A 15,357-nucleotide genomic window follows, 5' to 3' on the forward strand; every position below is an offset into this window, starting at 1 on the left:
CAAGTGTCATGCGACACGTGACGCATGTCAGTAATCGAGCGGAAGCTCTTTTCTGGCCTCATTTGTTTCTTGAAGGATGGCTGACCATGGGAGCCAACGTGACTGAAGATGGTGTCGTCGGGCCGGTGGCAGGCCGCATCGAAGGAATCCGGCTCTACACCAGGGCGCCGGTGACGCTGTCATGGCTCTCCAGGTCGGTTGTGCCACTCGCCCGTTCACTGAGGGACGGCGGAGCCACGGGCGTACGGCTGCGCCGCGGATGGCTGTACGGACCGCATGTGGACATCACGGCACGCCGCGCGTCGGGGCGGGAACACTCCTGGAACGACCTCGCACACCGGCTGGACGCCGGCCCGCTGCCTCCGGACAAGGCGCTGAACGAGGAGACCTATCTCGCGCAGGCACGAGAGTTCGGCCGCCTCGAGGCGGTGGCCCCGCCGTATCTGCCCATGCGCGAGCACGGCGAGATCGAATTCCTCGGCGCGGACGACGTGGCCCCCGGCAACCCGCTGTTGCGCGATGTGCGCGAAGCCGAAGTGGTCTCCGCGGTCCTGTGCCCGCCGCTGATGAACACGATCGAGGAACTGACTCGGAACCCCTCGCTGGCCACCACCAGGCTCGCGGAGGCTTTCCTCGCACTCGGCGACTCCTACTTCCTGGGCCTTGCGCACGGCGCGTTCTCGTTCCGCTCCCACGCCGAGGCGTTCTTCGCCTGGGCGTCCCCCAGCAAGGACATGCGCCCGGTGTTCGCGGCTCGCCTGACCGAAGAGGCACACCTCCTGCGCCCCGCGGTCGAGCAACGCCTCGCCGCAGAGGTCAGCCCCGCGGCCGCAGACTGGCGCGTGGCGTTCGCCTACTGCACCGGCGCACTGGACAGCGCGGTGATGGAGGGCAGGCTGACCCCCGCGCTGCTCGACTCGGTCAACGCGTCCGTGGACGGCACCGCCATGGGCCCGCCCACCGCTCCCGAGGTGGTGCCGCAGGGCAGGCACCCCGACACCGAGTTTCACCGGGCCACCGCGGAAGCCGGGGTGATCGACGACCCGACCCCATGGTTCGCCGCATACCGCCTGCTCATCAACCTCTTCTACCAGCAGTTGCCGCTGCTCACCGTCTCCCCGGTCCAGCGGTACTACATGTGTTACGCCCTCGCCGAAACGATCGACGAGGTCCTCGGCGAGACCTGGGAGGAGCGGCTCGCCCAAGGGCAGCTGCGCTGGGCGGAGGCCGGGGAGGCCGTCCGATGACCACGCTGGAGACACCGGCCGTCACGGCCACGCAGTCGCTACACCCCGCTCCGGGCAAAGGGCCCCTGTGGCTGCTGCGCATCAACCCCCTCGTACGTCGCCGTCTCGGCGACCGGGCCCTCAGGAACCTGCTGACGCGGTTGGCGGAGGCCGAACGTGCCGTACGGGCAACGGCCGAACAGTGCTCCGAGGAGCTGTACACCCTCATCGGCGCGACGTCCGACGACACCGCGCGCGGCCGGCTCATCGCCGTGCGCCGCGCCATCCACAACGACCGTGCCGTCAAGGGCGCCCTGCCCAGTGCACCCTCGGTGGCCGCGTGGCACGACGCCACCGACCAACGGCGACTGCTGCGTGAGGAGGTTGCCCAGTGCTACGAGCAGGCCGCCGAACAGGAGCGTCATTCGCTGGCCGAACTGCTGGGTGACGAGGACCTGCGCCGATCGCTGGCCCTCGTCTCCCCCGAGGTGTACGAGGAGTCGGAGCGCTACCGAGCCGCGGTCGCAGGCCCCGGCCGACTGCCCGCACGGAGCCGCAAGTCCGAGCGAGGGCTGATCCAGTACGTGACGCGAGCCATGGTGCGGACCAGCCCGCTCGCCCGTTTCACCGCCGTCGGGATCGCCGCACCCGGGCCCGGCGGAGTCGATCCGGGCGAGGTGGGCTTCGCGGGGGCGACCGCCTTTCCGAGCCTGGACCGCGTCATGCTCAACTACGTCCTCGGAGGACTGCCGCAGCCCACGGGCTCCGCGCTCCTCAACGCCTGGGTGTCCCTCTCCCCGACCTCGGCGCTCGACGAGGAACGCAGCACGCTCTTCTTTCTCCGTCCTGCCGACTCCGGGTTCCAACGGCTGTCCGCTCCCGTCAAAGGCGTCGTGCGGGCAATGGTCGACGCGACCGTCATGGGTCCCCGACCGGTGCGCTCGGTAGTGAGCCACATCGCCGAGCAGACAGGATGTACCGGACAGGACGCCGCGAAAGCGGTCTTGCAGGCGGCCCACCAAGGGATCCTGTGTACCTACAACGAGCCGGAGGACGGGGCCGCCGACCTCGAGGAACTGCTGGCGCGGCCGGGAACCCCGGGCTGCGAGCTGCTGGAGGACATCAGGTCCCGGCTACCCCAGCTGGCCACCGGCCCGGTCACCCTTCGACGGGACGAACTCCGCGCGATCGAGGTCGACTTCCGGGAGCTGAGCACACTGGCCCGGCGGCCCGCGCGCGTCACCGTCGAAGAGGACTATGTGCTCTCCCCCCAAAGGGTCGACACCGGCCGCTGGCAGGGCCGGCTCGACGACCTCGGCGCCACCGTGGAACTCCTCTCGGCATTCGACTGGCTCCACGACGTACGAGTCCTGACGACGGCCGCCTTCGTGCAGCGCTTCGGTTCCGGAGCGAGCGTTCCGCTCGCCGAGCATGCCGAGTCGCTGGTCCGGGAGGTCTCCCGGCGTGCGGGCGTGATGAACGCGTCCTACACCCAAGGCGACATGAAGGCCCTCGCCGGTCTCGGCACACCCGACGGCAGTCTGGAGCGGCTCTTCGCCCTGCGTCACCGGGTCATCGAGGAGACGCAGACCCGCATCACCAGGGCGGTGAACGGCCAGGAGGCGGACGTCACGCTGTCCGCGCCGGAAGCCCGCGACCTCACCGCGGACATGCCCGTCCGCATCCGCCAGGATCCGCTGAGCTACGGGGTGCTGGTGCAGGCCGTGGGCGACCGGCTCGTGTTCAACGACGGACTGCCGGGACACGGCATGCTGTACGCCCGGTTCCTCGACGCCGACCGGAAGCTGGCCGGCGAGGCCGTCGAACACCTGGCACGGCGTCTGCTCGACCGGTACGCGTGGGACGGCGCCCGCGTGGTGGAGGAGTTGGGCCTGCACCGCCTCAACGTCAACGCGCATCCACGGATCCTGCCGGAGGGTCTGCACCCGGACGACTGGTTCTCCCTGCGTCTGACGCACGACGAGGAGACCGACACGCTCGCCGTCGAGGACGCCGACGGGCGACGGATCCGGGTACTCGCACTCGGCACGGGCCATCCGGGGCTCTTCCCGCCTCCGCTGTCCCTAGCGACGTCGCTGTCCACCGGAGGGCGGCTGAACAACGACCTGGTCGACGGCTGGCATCGTGCTCAGGCGTGGGATCAGCGGCGGACACTGATGTCGCCGAGGATCTCGGTCGGTGACGTCGTACTGGCCAGGCGCCGCTGGTACGGCGGTGCGGAGCTGGCCTCGGCCTTGAACGCGGGACTCGCCGACCACGAACTGCTGCGGCAACTGACCTCCTGGCGCGCGCGGTACGACGTACCCGAGGAGGTGGTCCTGAAAACGGCGTTCGAGCAGGACGCACCAAGGACGCTCGACCCGACCGACGTACTGCCCCGCCGCCTCCAGCACAAGCCGCAGTACGTGGACCTCGCCAGCGCGCTGTGCACGCGTGTCCTGCCGAAGATGCTGGACCGCCGGACGACGGGGGACGAAGCGGTCAACTACCTGGAAGAGGCGCTGCCTTCGGTCGTGGACGGGACGCACGCGCAGGAGTGGGTGGTGGAGATAGGACGTCGTCCCGGCGGCTTGTTCAGGTACGAGGGGGAGAACCGATGACGATGAAAGCAAGGCCGTACTTGCACTGCGCACCGGTGCCGGGAGGGGTGTACTTCAGTGGCGCGCGGACGCAGTTCGTCCTCAAAGGCTGGGACCACCTCTTCAAGGTCGCGGACCTGTGCCTGCCGCTGCTGGAACAGGGGACGACCGAGGACGAGCTCGTCGCGGCGCTGGGATCGGAACGGGCCCGGTCCGTCGTGCGACAGGTGACTCGAGGGCTTCGCGATCACGGCATGCTACTGGACGCGGAGATGCTGAGCGGGCCCGAGCCAAGCACCGCGGACCGTGAACGGTACGCCGGTTCGCTCGCCTATGCGGAGTCGGTGTGCGCCGACCCGTACACCGCGTTCGCTCGTCTCCGTTCCGCGAGGGTCGCGGTGTGCGGTCAGACGGACGCCGTGCGCTCGGCTGCCCGCGGGCTCGGCCGGGCCGGTGTCGGCGAGGTGTTGATTCCGGAGGCGACCGGACTCGGCGCGTGCGGCGAGCTGGACGCCGTGTTGTACTGCGGCACCGACGACGAGCTGCGGGCCGGCGTGTTCGACTTCCATGGTGCACGGCTGATACCGGCCGGTGTGCCGGTTGTGCCGGCCCTGGTGCACGACCGTGTCCTGCAGGCCGGGCCGGTCGTCCGGGGCACCGACGGCGATCCGGTGCCGCTCGCTGTCCGTCACAGAATTCTCGGCTGGGCGCGCGGCGAGGAACTCGCTCCGGCGGCCAGGCCCGTGGCGGATGCGATGATCGGCGCGATCGCCGGCCAGCTGGCGGTCGACGTCCTGCTGGGAATCGACGAGGTCGGCGCGGCGCACGTCGTGCACGGTGCCGCACTCGTCGCGGAACGGATCCTGCTCGGGGACCCCGTCACGGACGACGGGCTCAGCAAGCTCGAAGACGCACCGGCCGATGAGGCCCCGGACGCCGATGACACAATCGAGCGCGTCAACGTTCTCACGGCCCGCTGGAAGGGCCTGTACACGCCGGCAGCCACCGAGCAGACCCTCTCCCAAATGCCCCTCGCAGTACGAGAGATGGAGCTGAGGACCGGCGCCCGGGGACGCGTCACCGTATGGGCGCAGGATCAGTGGTCCGCGACAGTGGGGGCTGCCCTCGAGGTGCTGCGGACCTGTTGCCCGTCGACGGACGGCACTACGGCCGCCGCTGGCCTGACGGAAGAACGCTGGCTGCTGGACGGCGTGTTGCGGCTGCTCGCCGACGAGGCTCGGGCCACGTGCACGGATACGGTGGAACGCGAGGAAACGGCACGCATCCGTCGGATCCTGCAGGAATTGCGGCCGGAGCCGCTCACCGTCCACGTTCTGCACATTCCCGGCCTCGACTGGCGGCTGGCACGTGTGGAGGTGTCCGACAGCGGCCGACTGCTGGGGGCGGCCTGGGCTTCCGACAGCGACGCCGCGGTGCGCGAGGCGCTCAGCACGGCCCTCACATCGGCACAGGTGACGGCCGCCCGTGGCGGCGAGGCGGGGCTGCCGCTCCTGCGCACGGACGCGGTCAACGTCGCGGACGACCAGGAGATTTATTCGCTGCGTACACAGGTTGCGAGGCTCGCCGCGGCGCGAAACGTCTCCTACCAGGGCCACTCCCGCCGCACCGACCCCTCGCTCGGCGACCTCCCCTTCTGGTGTGGACCCGTCCAGGCTCAGCAGCACACGCAGGAGACCCGACATGCGCGATGAAGAGCACCACGGCCCGGGCATGGCGTCGCTCGACGCGTCCTGGGCGGAGACCGTCCTGCGGATCGGCGACGCGGTGCGCGCGCCGATCGCGCTGAACCGGGGCTGGGATCTGGCCTGGGAGCGCGCACAGTGGGAGAAGAGCGCCGCGAACGGAGAGGAACTCGTCTCCGTACGGGTCCATGACGACGAGGTGGTCATCGGGCCGCGGTGGGCCCCCCGCACGGACTCGGGCTGCGCCTGCTGTGCCGAGGTGCGCGAGCGCAACACGGCGGAGCACCCGCTGGCCGATGCACTGGACGAACCACGTGCCGTACCACGTGCTGCCCGGCCCCTGTTGCCCGTACTCCTGGATGCCGCGCTGGAGAACCTGGCGGACCATCCCTTGCAGCCGGGCGAGTTGTACGCTGTCGGCGCTCACTACGTACGACGGCACCGCATCCCCCGCAGCTTCTTCTGCCCGGTCTGCGCCCAACCTGGAGCAGTGCTCGACGACCACTGGCGGCCGGCGCCGCTGACGCTCGACGTCGAGTCCCTCTCCCCCCAGGACCCGACACGCGGCACCGGCGGTGCGCACCTCGTCGAGCCCGGCGCCCTGCGGGACCGGCTGCTCGACGCACGCTACGGGCCGATACAGGTCATCATGCGTGAGTCGAACGTTCCCTTCGCCATGAGCATGTGTCTGGCGCCCGATGCCGCCGCGCCGGGACACGGCCGCGCCGGAACATTCGCCGAGGCCGATCCCGTCGGCATCATCGAGACGTACGAAAGGCTCGGAAGCTTCCCGTTCGACACGCCGCTACTGCTGGAGCGCAGCTATCGCGAAGTGGCCGATCACGCACTCGACCCGGCCACGCTCGGTGAGCACACCGAGAAGCAGCTGGCCCACCCGAGCTGTCAGGTGCTCCCCTATACGGCGGACACGCCCATGGACTGGGTGTGGGGTCACGACCTGGCCTCCGGTGAGCCCCTCCTGGTGCCAGCCGAGGCCGGTTTCTACCAGTACGAGCAGCGCTTCAAGCTCGCCCGTCACGCGGCGCGCGCGGCGCGCGTCGTCGCGCGAAAAATCCGCGCCGAGGGCGGGACGCCCGAACCGGGCACCCTGAGGAAGTACTTCCATGACTCGTCCAGCGGCTGCGCGGCCGGGGGGAGCCTTGCCGAGGCCGCGCTGCACTCCTTGCTCGAACTGGCCGAACGTGACGCCTTCCTACTCTCCTGGCACCGCCAGGTACCTCTGCCCCGCATATCGAACGCCTCGATCACGGACCCGGAGAATCGGAGTCTGATCGACCTGATCCAGACGCGTGGTTTTGATGTGCACATCCTGCTGGCGAAGCAGGACATCGATCTGCCCATCGTCTGGGTGCTGGTGGTGAACCGCCTGAACCCGTTCCCCGCCACGTATTCCTCCGGAGGATCGGGAGCCAACCCGAACACCGCCATCCGCGGTGCGCTGCGCGAGGTCGCCCAGCTGGTGACCAACAAGGTGCAGTGGAACCGCGAAGAGGCCGAGCGGATGCTGGACGATCCGTGGAAGCTGGTGGAACTGGAACAGCACCCGCAGCTGTACACACTGCCGGAGAAACTGCCCCGCGTCTCCCAGGTGCTCGGTGGCCCGGAGATCACCCTGCAGGAGGCTTTCCCCGGCTGGCCCGACACCTTGCGCCGGGCTTCCGGCGGGACCGTCCGCGGAGCCCTGGAGCACGTGCGCGGCCTGTACGCGGAAGCCGGCCTGGACCGCATCGTCCTGGTGAACCAGACCACCCGCGAGCACGCCGATGTCGGCGTGTCAGTAGCCAAGGCGGTCGTCCCCGGCATCCTGCCCATGTGCTTCGGCCACGCCCAGCAGCGACTGAAGAACCTGCCCCGCCTGGTGGCCGCGCTCACCGGAACACCGCAGGAGAACCGGGAGATCCCCTATGACCCGCACCCGTTCCCGTGAACGCGTCGACGCCCTGCCACGCGCCGAGGTGAAGCGCATGATCGAATGGTCCCCCGACATGGTGCGGCGGGCCCCCGTGGACCTTCCTCCGCCGTACGGCGACCACAACATCGAACGCGAATCGCTGTGGTACGAGTTCGGCGCCGGCGACGACGCGCCACCCGTACCGGCCTGGACCGGCATGCCGGTACCGCCCATGACCTCGCACGTGATGCCACGCGCACCCGAGTGCGTCGAAGGCGGCAGCCGTACGGAGCTTCCCCGAGGCACCGCCGACCTGCTCGACACTCTCGCCTTCCCGCACGGCCGAGCCGTCTCCGTGGGTCCGGGCGAGAGCTTCACCCGTGCGCTCGTCGCGGGCTTCGGCGTGCAATGGTCCGACCCGGACAACGTCTACAACCCACACCGCGGATACGCCTCACCGCGCTGCCTCTACCCGGTGCAGGTGTTCGTCGACGACGGTGAGCGCTGGCACCTGCTGGAGCCCGAACGGCACTCACTCACCGCTCTCACCGCCGGCAGCCACCACGGCCGACGCCGACGCATCGCGCTGACCGGGAGATACACGCGCATACCTCGCGCCTACAAATGGGTCCGAGGCCCCCTGGTGAACCTGGAACTCGGCATCACCCTGCGTTCCCTGGCTATGGGGCTCGAACTGTTCGGGCTGTCGGGACGACTGGTGCCGCCGGGCGAAGGCTCCGCCGCCCTGCTGGACGAACTGGGCCTGGCACCGAGTTGGGAGTGGTCGCTCCCCCTCGTGATCGAGATCGGGCAGGAGCCCGGCACCTCGGTCCGGCGCACCTGCGGGCCCCTCGGATCGCCGGAGGACCGGCCCGACGACGTCTCACTCGCGGACGTGGTGCGCGTCAACCGCACCCAGTCATTCGACGACCCGCCCGCCGACGTGACGCCGGCCGTTCCCGCACACGTTTCGGCGCCGCCCGGCGCACTGTCCTGGGCCGAGGTAATGTGGCGGCGCAACTCCGGCCGGATGCCCCGCCGTCTGCTCGGCATGAGCGGCCGACCCGCCCGCGTGGCCGAGGACTGCGTCACTGACGCCATCCGCTGGCTGGGCGTACCACCGCCCGGACACAGTCTGCGGGCCGCTTCAAAACTGGTGACGCTCACCGCCGTACTCCAGGACGTCGAGGGGCATGAGGACGGCATCTACCGCGTTCGCGACGGAAAGCCGGAGCTGCTCGTCGCGGACGGGAGCGCCGCATCGCAACTGGAGGCGGAGTACGGGTACGGACTCAGCCCAGACGCCGGTTGCAACGTACGCCACGCCTCGGCCATCTGGTTCCTGTCGGTGAAGCCCCGCGAGCTCTTTGCCTGCCTCGGACCCAACGGGTGGAGCGCGGCACAGTATTACTGCGGCTGGGCTCTGCACGGCCTGTGCGTGTCCACCACGGCGCACGGAATGTTCACCCGACCGGTCCGCGCCTTCAACGAGATGCCGACGCAGCACATTCTCCGGCTCGACGACGACGAGATGATCACCCTTGCCGCAGTGTCGGGCATGCCCAGGCACGCCGCCCACGCGCTGCTGGACGTGAGGGTATGAGGGAGGAGAACACCTTGTCACGGCAATGGAGTTCCTGGCACCTGCATTTGGCATCGGACGCCCAGTCATTGCTCGATCGAGTGGTGAGCGACGTCGTCGCCCCCACGGTCAGCGAACTCGATGGCGCGCCTTGGTTCTTCATTCGCTACTGGCAGGGTGGCCCGCACATCAGATTTCGGGTGGGGGACCTGACTGAGGCGCAGTACGCCCAGACGGAAAAGGTGTTGCAGGAGCGGCTGGAAAATGCCGGCCGTCCGTTGATGGGTGAGAACCCGCTGGACGAAGAGACCTACAGCGCGGAGGCCCGGCTCCTCGCCCGGAACGAATCGGTCCGGGATGAGGATGTACTCGCGCTTCGCGCCCCGGGCGTGCACCGGGATGTTTACGAGCCGGAGACCGCGCGCTATGGCGGCCCCGCCCTGATGCCCCGCACGGAACGGCTGTTTCAGCTGTCCAGCGAGTTGGTGCTCGCCCTGCTGCCCCACGTGTCGAGCCCGCAAGCACGCTCCGCTCTCGCGCTGCGCGCCACGATCTCCGCGGCCGCCGCGCTCGGCGACAGGACGGAGCAGGCCGCCTTCTACGCCCACAGCCTCATGGCCTGGCGGGCATGGGCGGCCGGGTTCGGCTGCACTGAGGAACAGCTGGACGAGATGTGCCGTACGGCCGGGACGGGAGCCAAGCCGGTCGACCCGTCCCGGCACGGCCCGTTCGAGGTGTGGCACGCGGCTCTGTCGGACCTCGTCGAGGCGGTACGCACCACCACGACGACCGTTCCCGGGCAGATCCTCGTCTCCCACGTGCACATGCTCCACAATCGTCTCGGCAGAAATCTCTTCGACGAACTCCGCACCTACGCATGGCTGACGCACGCATTCCCGTCCCCGTCGCCAGCCCGGGCCCCGGCTCACGGAGGCCGGTCATGAGCGGACGACTGCGGATCGCGGTGATTGGGTCCGGCATCGGGGGACTGACCCTGGCGGCGTCGCTCGCCCGGTCCGGCACGCCCTGCGAGGTGTTCGAGCAGGCCGGTGCGATGACGGAGATCGGAGCCGGCATCCAGCTCGCCCCGAACGCAGCGCGTCATCTGGTGCGGCTCGGCTTGGGCCCCGCGTTGCGGGAGCACGGCGTGGCCGTCGAGGAGATGCATGTGTACGGCTGGGGTGGCGAACCGATCACCTGGACGCCGTTCGGATCCGCTTGCGAGCAGTTGTACGGGTCACCCTATTACGCCATGCACCGCGCGGACCTGCAGAAAGCGCTCTTGGATCTGGTCGGCCCCCGGCCGCTGCGGCTGGGCCATCGGCTTCGGTCCGTCTCCCGGGACGACGACAAAATGGTGATCACCTTCCAGGACGGCACGACGCATCGCGCAGACGTAGTGGTAGGCGCCGATGGCATTCATTCCGTCGTCCGGGAGTTCTTGGTGCGCGATGCACCGGTGTTCTCCGGTCTCGGCGTCTTCCGGGGGCTCGTTCCGGTCGACCGACTGCCGGCAAAGGCAAGGGAACCACTGATCAGGATGTGGCTGGGCCCGGGCCGGCATTTCGTCTGTTATCCCGTGGCCGGCGGAGCACTGATGAACTTCGCCGCGATCGCTCCCCTCCCGGGCGGCGGAACGGAGTCCTGGTCGGCCACTGGTGACCCCGCCGAACTGGCCGCCGCTTTCGAGGGATGGCACGGACTGGTGGCGGACATCGCTCACACAGCCGACACGGTCCGCCGTTGGGCTCTGTACGACCGGCCGGAGCTGCCGAGATGGTCCGCGGACCGGCTCACGGTCCTCGGTGATGCCGCACACCCGATGCTGCCCTTCATGGCACAGGGAGCGAACCAGGCCGTCGAGGACGCGATGGAGCTGTCCTCGCTGCTGGCCGGGGCCGACCGCGTGGACGTACCGGAACTGCTGGCCCGATACGAGCAGGCCCGCGCGCCGCGTACAGCAGCCATCCAGCGGGGGTCCCGCGCGCACTCGGAGACCATGCACCTCGCCGACGGACCGGCACAACGCGAACGGGACCGGGTGATGCGGCTCGCCGCGGGCCCCGCGGGACTACGTGAGCGCGCCTGGCTCTACGGACACGAAGCCGGGAACCTTCGTGGCGCACGGCAGGAAAGGGAAGGCGTGTCATGACGGTCGACGGACTGCGGGTGGCTGTTGTCGGTGCCGGGGTATCGGGGCTCGCTGTCGCCATCCTGCTGCGCCGGCGAGGTATGAGATGTGACGTCTACGAGAAGTCGCAGGCGTTGTCCGCGATAGGTGCGGGAATCCAGCTGTCCCCCAACGGCGCTCGCATTCTGCACCAACTGGGGGCCGAGCCGTCCATGCGCCGCAACGCCATTGTGGCGGACGCGATCGAGACCCGTCGCTGGGACGACGGAACGCTCCTGTCCCGGGTCCCGCACGGAGCACTCTGCGAGGATCGGTTCGGCGCGCCCTACTACCTCGTGCACCGCGCCGATCTGCAGGCTTGCCTTGTCGATCTGCTACCACCGGGGCGGGTCCACCTCGGGCAGGCGGTGAGCGGAGTCGTGGAACATGACGACAGGGTGGAGCTGTGCTTCCCCGACGGTGGTTCGACTACGGCCGACGTCGTCATCGGCGCGGATGGCGTGCACTCGGTGCTGCGTGATGCCGTCCTGAACGACAGGCCGCTGTTTGCGGGGTATGCGGTGTACCGAGGGCTGGTACCGGCCTCGGCCGTCCCGTCCTTCGAAGACGATCCGCGAGTGATGTTCTGGCTCGGCCCTGGGCGGCACGTCACCTACTACCCCGTTTCATCCGGACGAACGATCCATTTCAGTGCGGTGTGCGCAGATCCTGCCGGGCGAGACGCCCCCCGGAGCTCCCGCGCCGGGAACGCTGACCTCATGGCGGAGTTCGGAGACTGGCACGAGGATGTCGCACGGGTGCTGGCATCCGCCGGATCAGTGACCCGCTGGGGGCTGTTCGACCGGAACGTGTCCGCGCGGTACCGCACGCGTCGGGTGGCACTGGTGGGAGACGCCGCTCATCCCATGCTCCCCTTTCTGTCGCAAGGAGCGAGCCAGGCGCTCGAGGACGCCGTCGTGCTGGCGGACTGTCTCACCGCGCAGCCCGCTGATGTCCCGAGCGGGTTGCGCAGGTACGAAGCCGTCCGGAGGCCGCGCACGGCAGAGGTCCACAGGCAGTCACGGATGCGCGCCGAGACCTTCCACTTCCCGGACGGACCGCTTCAGAACGCGCGCGACACCGACCTGGCGGATCGTGCGGACCTCGCGCATCTCGACTGGCTCTACGGTGACACCTTCGGAACGGGCCGGGTGCTGGTCGCCGGCTGACGATCAGATACGGGTGCGGTGCGGCTCGAGGCGCACCGCACCCGGCTGTCACTCGGGCCGGGGGTCCCACCGGAACCGCCGCACGGCCACCACGGCCCCGACGACGCCCCAGGCTGCCAACACCCCCAGATCCTTCCACTGGTAGCTGCCGCCCTGTGTGAACGGGGACAGCATCGCGTCGTTGAAAGGCTTCACCGGCAGCAGACCGGCGACGTCGTTCAGCACGCCGGCGTGAATCGGGAAATAGCTGCCCGAGATGAACACCAGCGGGAACTGGATGAACTGCACCAACGCCGGGGCGGCTTCGGCGTTCCTGACCAACGACGCGACGGCGACTCCGAGTGCGCAGAAACTGGCGGCGCCCAGGATCAACGTCAGCACGATCGCCATCCAGTGGGCAGGAAAGCTCACACCGTAAAAGGCTCCCACGGCCATGACCAGAACGACGTCGACGAAACTGACCAAGAGGCAGTGGGCCAGCAGGCCGACGAAGTAGATCCAGGCCGGCAGAGGGGTCGCACGCAACCGCTTGAGCTGGCCGGTCTGCCGCCGTGTTGACAGCACGATCGCCAACTGCCCGTAGCAGGCGCCCAGTACAGAGACCGCGGCAACCGTCGGCGTGTAGTACTGAATACCGGACATCCCGAAGAAGAAGTCCTGCTTGTCGCCTCCCCCGAACACCGCTCCGAAGATCGTCACCACGACCACGGGCAGGAGAAAGGTGAAGATCACGGCCTGCGGATTGCGCCAGAAGGCGAGTTCTTCGTACCGCACCTGATGGAGCAGCAGGCCAAGTCGGCCGCGACCGGGCGATCCATAGTCGTTGGTCACCGGCGCCGGCATCGGCGCGGTCCGTGAGACCTCCGCCGTGGGCGGCGAGGAGTGGGGGGTCATGAACGGCTCCGCTTCGGTCGACGCCCTCGGATGACAGTGGCCGGCTGGGACGATTCGTGGTCGTAGGAACGGGTGATGTCGAGGTATACGTCCTCGAGGGAAGGCCGTTCGACGGTCAGTCGGCCGAGCGTCGTTCCTCGACGCAGGGCCCAGTCGGTGAGGGAGTGCAGCACCGGCGTCGGATCCTCCACCTCGATGGTGACCAGAGAACCTTCGACTGCCTTGATTTCCTGTGTCGGCAGATCCCCCGTCTGTGTCCCCCACGGCAGTTCGAAGCGGATCTTGGCGAACGCGCTGTCCCGTCCGCCCAGCGTGGCCGGCGCTCCCGACGCGACGATCTGCCCGTCCGCGATCACGGCCACCGAGTCGGCGAGTGCCTGCACCTCGTCCATGTAGTGCGTTGTGAGAACGATCGTGGTTCCGGAATCCCTCAGGTTCCGTACCACTTCCCAGGCACCGCGCCTGGCGCTGGGATCGAAGCCCGTGGTGGGCTCGTCGAGAAAGAGCAGACATGGGTTGCCCACCACCCCCAGCGCCAGGTCGAGTCGACGCTTCTGGCCGCCCGACAGGTCCTTGACCTTGGCGCCCTGCTTTTCTCGCAGGCCCACGAGTTCGATGACCCCGTCGACGTCGCGGGGAGCTCGGTAGTAGCCGGCACTGCGCGCGACGGTCTCCCGCACGGACAGGTACGGCTCCACCGCTATGTCCTGCAGGACGAGCCCGACCTGTTCGCGCAACCGACGGCTGCCGCCGGGAGTGCTGGGGTCCTGTCCGAGCACCTTCACGCAACCGTTGTCCCGGCTGCGGAAGCCCTCAAGGATTTCCAACGTCGTCGTCTTGCCTGCGCCGTTGGGCCCTAGGAGCGCGAAGATCTCACCTTCGGCGACAGTGAAGTCGATCCCACGCAGTACCTCGTGACTCTCGTACGCCTTTTTCAGCCCTTCCACGACGACTGCTGTCATCGCGGACACTCCGCTTTCCTCATGCCGCTCCTCCTCAGGTTGCCGAATTCGCCGACCTGAACGGTCCGGCAGGTGGACCTTATGGGCGGCACCTCGCCCACAGGGAGCGGTACTCGACGAACTGATGACGGACGTCATCGAAGCGGCGACAGTTGTCAAGCGCCCCGGACGGAGAAGCGCTCGATCGCGAAGCGGCGGCTGTGGTTCCCACCACACAGCCCACCTGGTGAAGGGTCTGCTTTCGAGTGGATGAGGTCAGACTTCAAGCGGGTGCATGGCCCAGTGGCGCGGCCCACGAAGCCAACCACAAGAGATCAGCGACCTTGGCCGACCTGGCCTCACGTTCGATCCGTCAGATCCTCGGCAAACACCTGAGACAGTGGCTGCGGACCAACGTACTGCTGGCAGTTGCATTGCCCTGCCTCATAGCGCAACGGTTTCTTGTTCTCGTCCCAGGCCGTCGGGATCTCTACACGTTCATGGCAGCGGCTCTGATTGTCATGCTTGGCCAGATGGTGCGTGCACCCGCACACGGGTTCCGGCATCTGGTGGGCCGCTTCGACGGCTAGGCGTTCCTGTCTCGCCGCGTCCATCAGTTCCAGCTTCCGCTCGTGGCGGTTCCGCAACGCGGTACGGATCGTGTCGGCGGCCCACGCGAAGCCACCTGACCAAAAGAGGATCAGCACCCACCAGACCCAGCCCATCAGTCGTCCTTCCCCCTCTGCGACCGTACATGGTGAGGCCGCCCTGTCCTCTCGGTGCCGGGCATGCGGCCACCGAGGCGTCCTTCTCAGCATAGATACCGGCCCACTCGACCCCGGTTGGGCGGGGACAGGATCAAAGGACTCCGGGACGATCCCTGGCGCGAGGTCGCTTGGGAGGCGAGCGAGGCGCGCGGTGCGACCGGCGGACGACACGGACAGGGCCGTCGCCGCGGCCGACTCCGATACCAGCGAAAAGTTCTTCGGGGTGCATCGGGCCGTGGGTGCCGAGGTAGATCACGAGGCGCCGGCGGCGATACGACGTTCGGTGGCTGACCCCTCGGACGGGATGGGAGCGGGGGTGTGTCGTGGCTGAGGGTGGATGGTCCGTAACGCGTCGCTTCTGAAGCCCTTGCAGACCCTGCCGAAGGCATCAGG

Annotated in this window: 11 protein-coding genes; 8 read left to right on the forward strand and 3 right to left on the reverse strand. The window is 68.6% G+C overall.

The features are described 5' to 3' along the window. The first annotated feature begins 98 nt into the window (after positions 1-98). The 8 genes from ACZ4N4_RS15395 to ACZ4N4_RS15430 are packed head-to-tail and all read left to right on the forward strand — an operon-like array spanning position 99 to position 12,362. Positions 99-1,247, forward strand: coding sequence for a hypothetical protein (locus tag ACZ4N4_RS15395; protein ID WP_467588530.1), 1,149 nt, complete (start codon positions 99-101; stop codon positions 1,245-1,247). Next, the gene (locus ACZ4N4_RS15400; protein ID WP_467588533.1) at positions 1,244-3,847 is read left to right on the forward strand and encodes a lantibiotic dehydratase; all 2,604 of its coding nucleotides are present in this window, start codon (positions 1,244-1,246) and stop codon (positions 3,845-3,847) included. The genes ACZ4N4_RS15395 and ACZ4N4_RS15400 overlap by 4 nt, the downstream gene beginning before the upstream one ends. Continuing rightward, positions 3,844-5,538 carry a hypothetical protein gene (locus ACZ4N4_RS15405; RefSeq protein ID WP_467588536.1) on the forward strand — a complete coding sequence of 565 codons (1,695 nt, stop codon included), beginning with the start codon at positions 3,844-3,846 and terminating at the stop codon, positions 5,536-5,538. Before ACZ4N4_RS15400 ends, ACZ4N4_RS15405 begins: the two co-directional genes overlap by 4 nt. Beyond that, the gene (locus tag ACZ4N4_RS15410; protein ID WP_467588539.1) at positions 5,528-7,477 is read left to right on the forward strand and encodes a TOMM precursor leader peptide-binding protein; all 1,950 of its coding nucleotides are present in this window, start codon (positions 5,528-5,530) and stop codon (positions 7,475-7,477) included. Before ACZ4N4_RS15405 ends, ACZ4N4_RS15410 begins: the two co-directional genes overlap by 11 nt. Then, positions 7,455-9,044 (forward strand): hypothetical protein, encoded by a 1,590-nt coding sequence (locus ACZ4N4_RS15415; RefSeq protein WP_467588542.1) that lies wholly within the window; start codon positions 7,455-7,457, stop codon positions 9,042-9,044. Before ACZ4N4_RS15410 ends, ACZ4N4_RS15415 begins: the two co-directional genes overlap by 23 nt. Next, on the forward strand, positions 9,041-9,967 hold the full coding sequence (locus tag ACZ4N4_RS15420; RefSeq protein ID WP_467588545.1) for a thiopeptide-type bacteriocin biosynthesis protein: 927 nt from the start codon (positions 9,041-9,043) through the stop codon (positions 9,965-9,967). Before ACZ4N4_RS15415 ends, ACZ4N4_RS15420 begins: the two co-directional genes overlap by 4 nt. Beyond that, positions 9,964-11,175: an FAD-dependent monooxygenase gene (locus tag ACZ4N4_RS15425; protein WP_467588548.1), complete on the forward strand. Its 1,212-nt coding sequence runs from the start codon at positions 9,964-9,966 to the stop codon at positions 11,173-11,175. The genes ACZ4N4_RS15420 and ACZ4N4_RS15425 overlap by 4 nt, the downstream gene beginning before the upstream one ends. Further along, positions 11,172-12,362, forward strand: a complete 1,191-nt coding sequence (locus ACZ4N4_RS15430; RefSeq protein ID WP_467588551.1) for an FAD-dependent monooxygenase — start codon at positions 11,172-11,174, stop codon at positions 12,360-12,362. The genes ACZ4N4_RS15425 and ACZ4N4_RS15430 overlap by 4 nt, the downstream gene beginning before the upstream one ends. A gap of 48 nt (positions 12,363-12,410) precedes the next feature. Here ACZ4N4_RS15430 and ACZ4N4_RS15435 read toward each other — a convergent pair whose 3' ends face one another. From ACZ4N4_RS15435 to ACZ4N4_RS15445, 3 genes are all read right to left on the reverse strand, one after another. Next, positions 12,411-13,205: an ABC transporter permease gene (locus ACZ4N4_RS15435; protein WP_467589118.1), complete on the reverse strand. Its 795-nt coding sequence runs from the start codon at positions 13,203-13,205 to the stop codon at positions 12,411-12,413. A gap of 47 nt (positions 13,206-13,252) precedes the next feature. Continuing rightward, positions 13,253-14,218, reverse strand: coding sequence for an ABC transporter ATP-binding protein (locus ACZ4N4_RS15440; protein ID WP_467589121.1), 966 nt, complete (start codon positions 14,216-14,218; stop codon positions 13,253-13,255). A 338-nt stretch (positions 14,219-14,556) separates the two neighbouring features. Continuing rightward, the gene (locus tag ACZ4N4_RS15445) at positions 14,557-14,922 is read right to left on the reverse strand and encodes a hypothetical protein (protein ID WP_467588553.1); all 366 of its coding nucleotides are present in this window, start codon (positions 14,920-14,922) and stop codon (positions 14,557-14,559) included. Between the last annotated feature and the right edge of the window lie 435 nt (positions 14,923-15,357).

This window comes from Streptomyces sp. NPDC026538 (assembly GCF_055567535.1).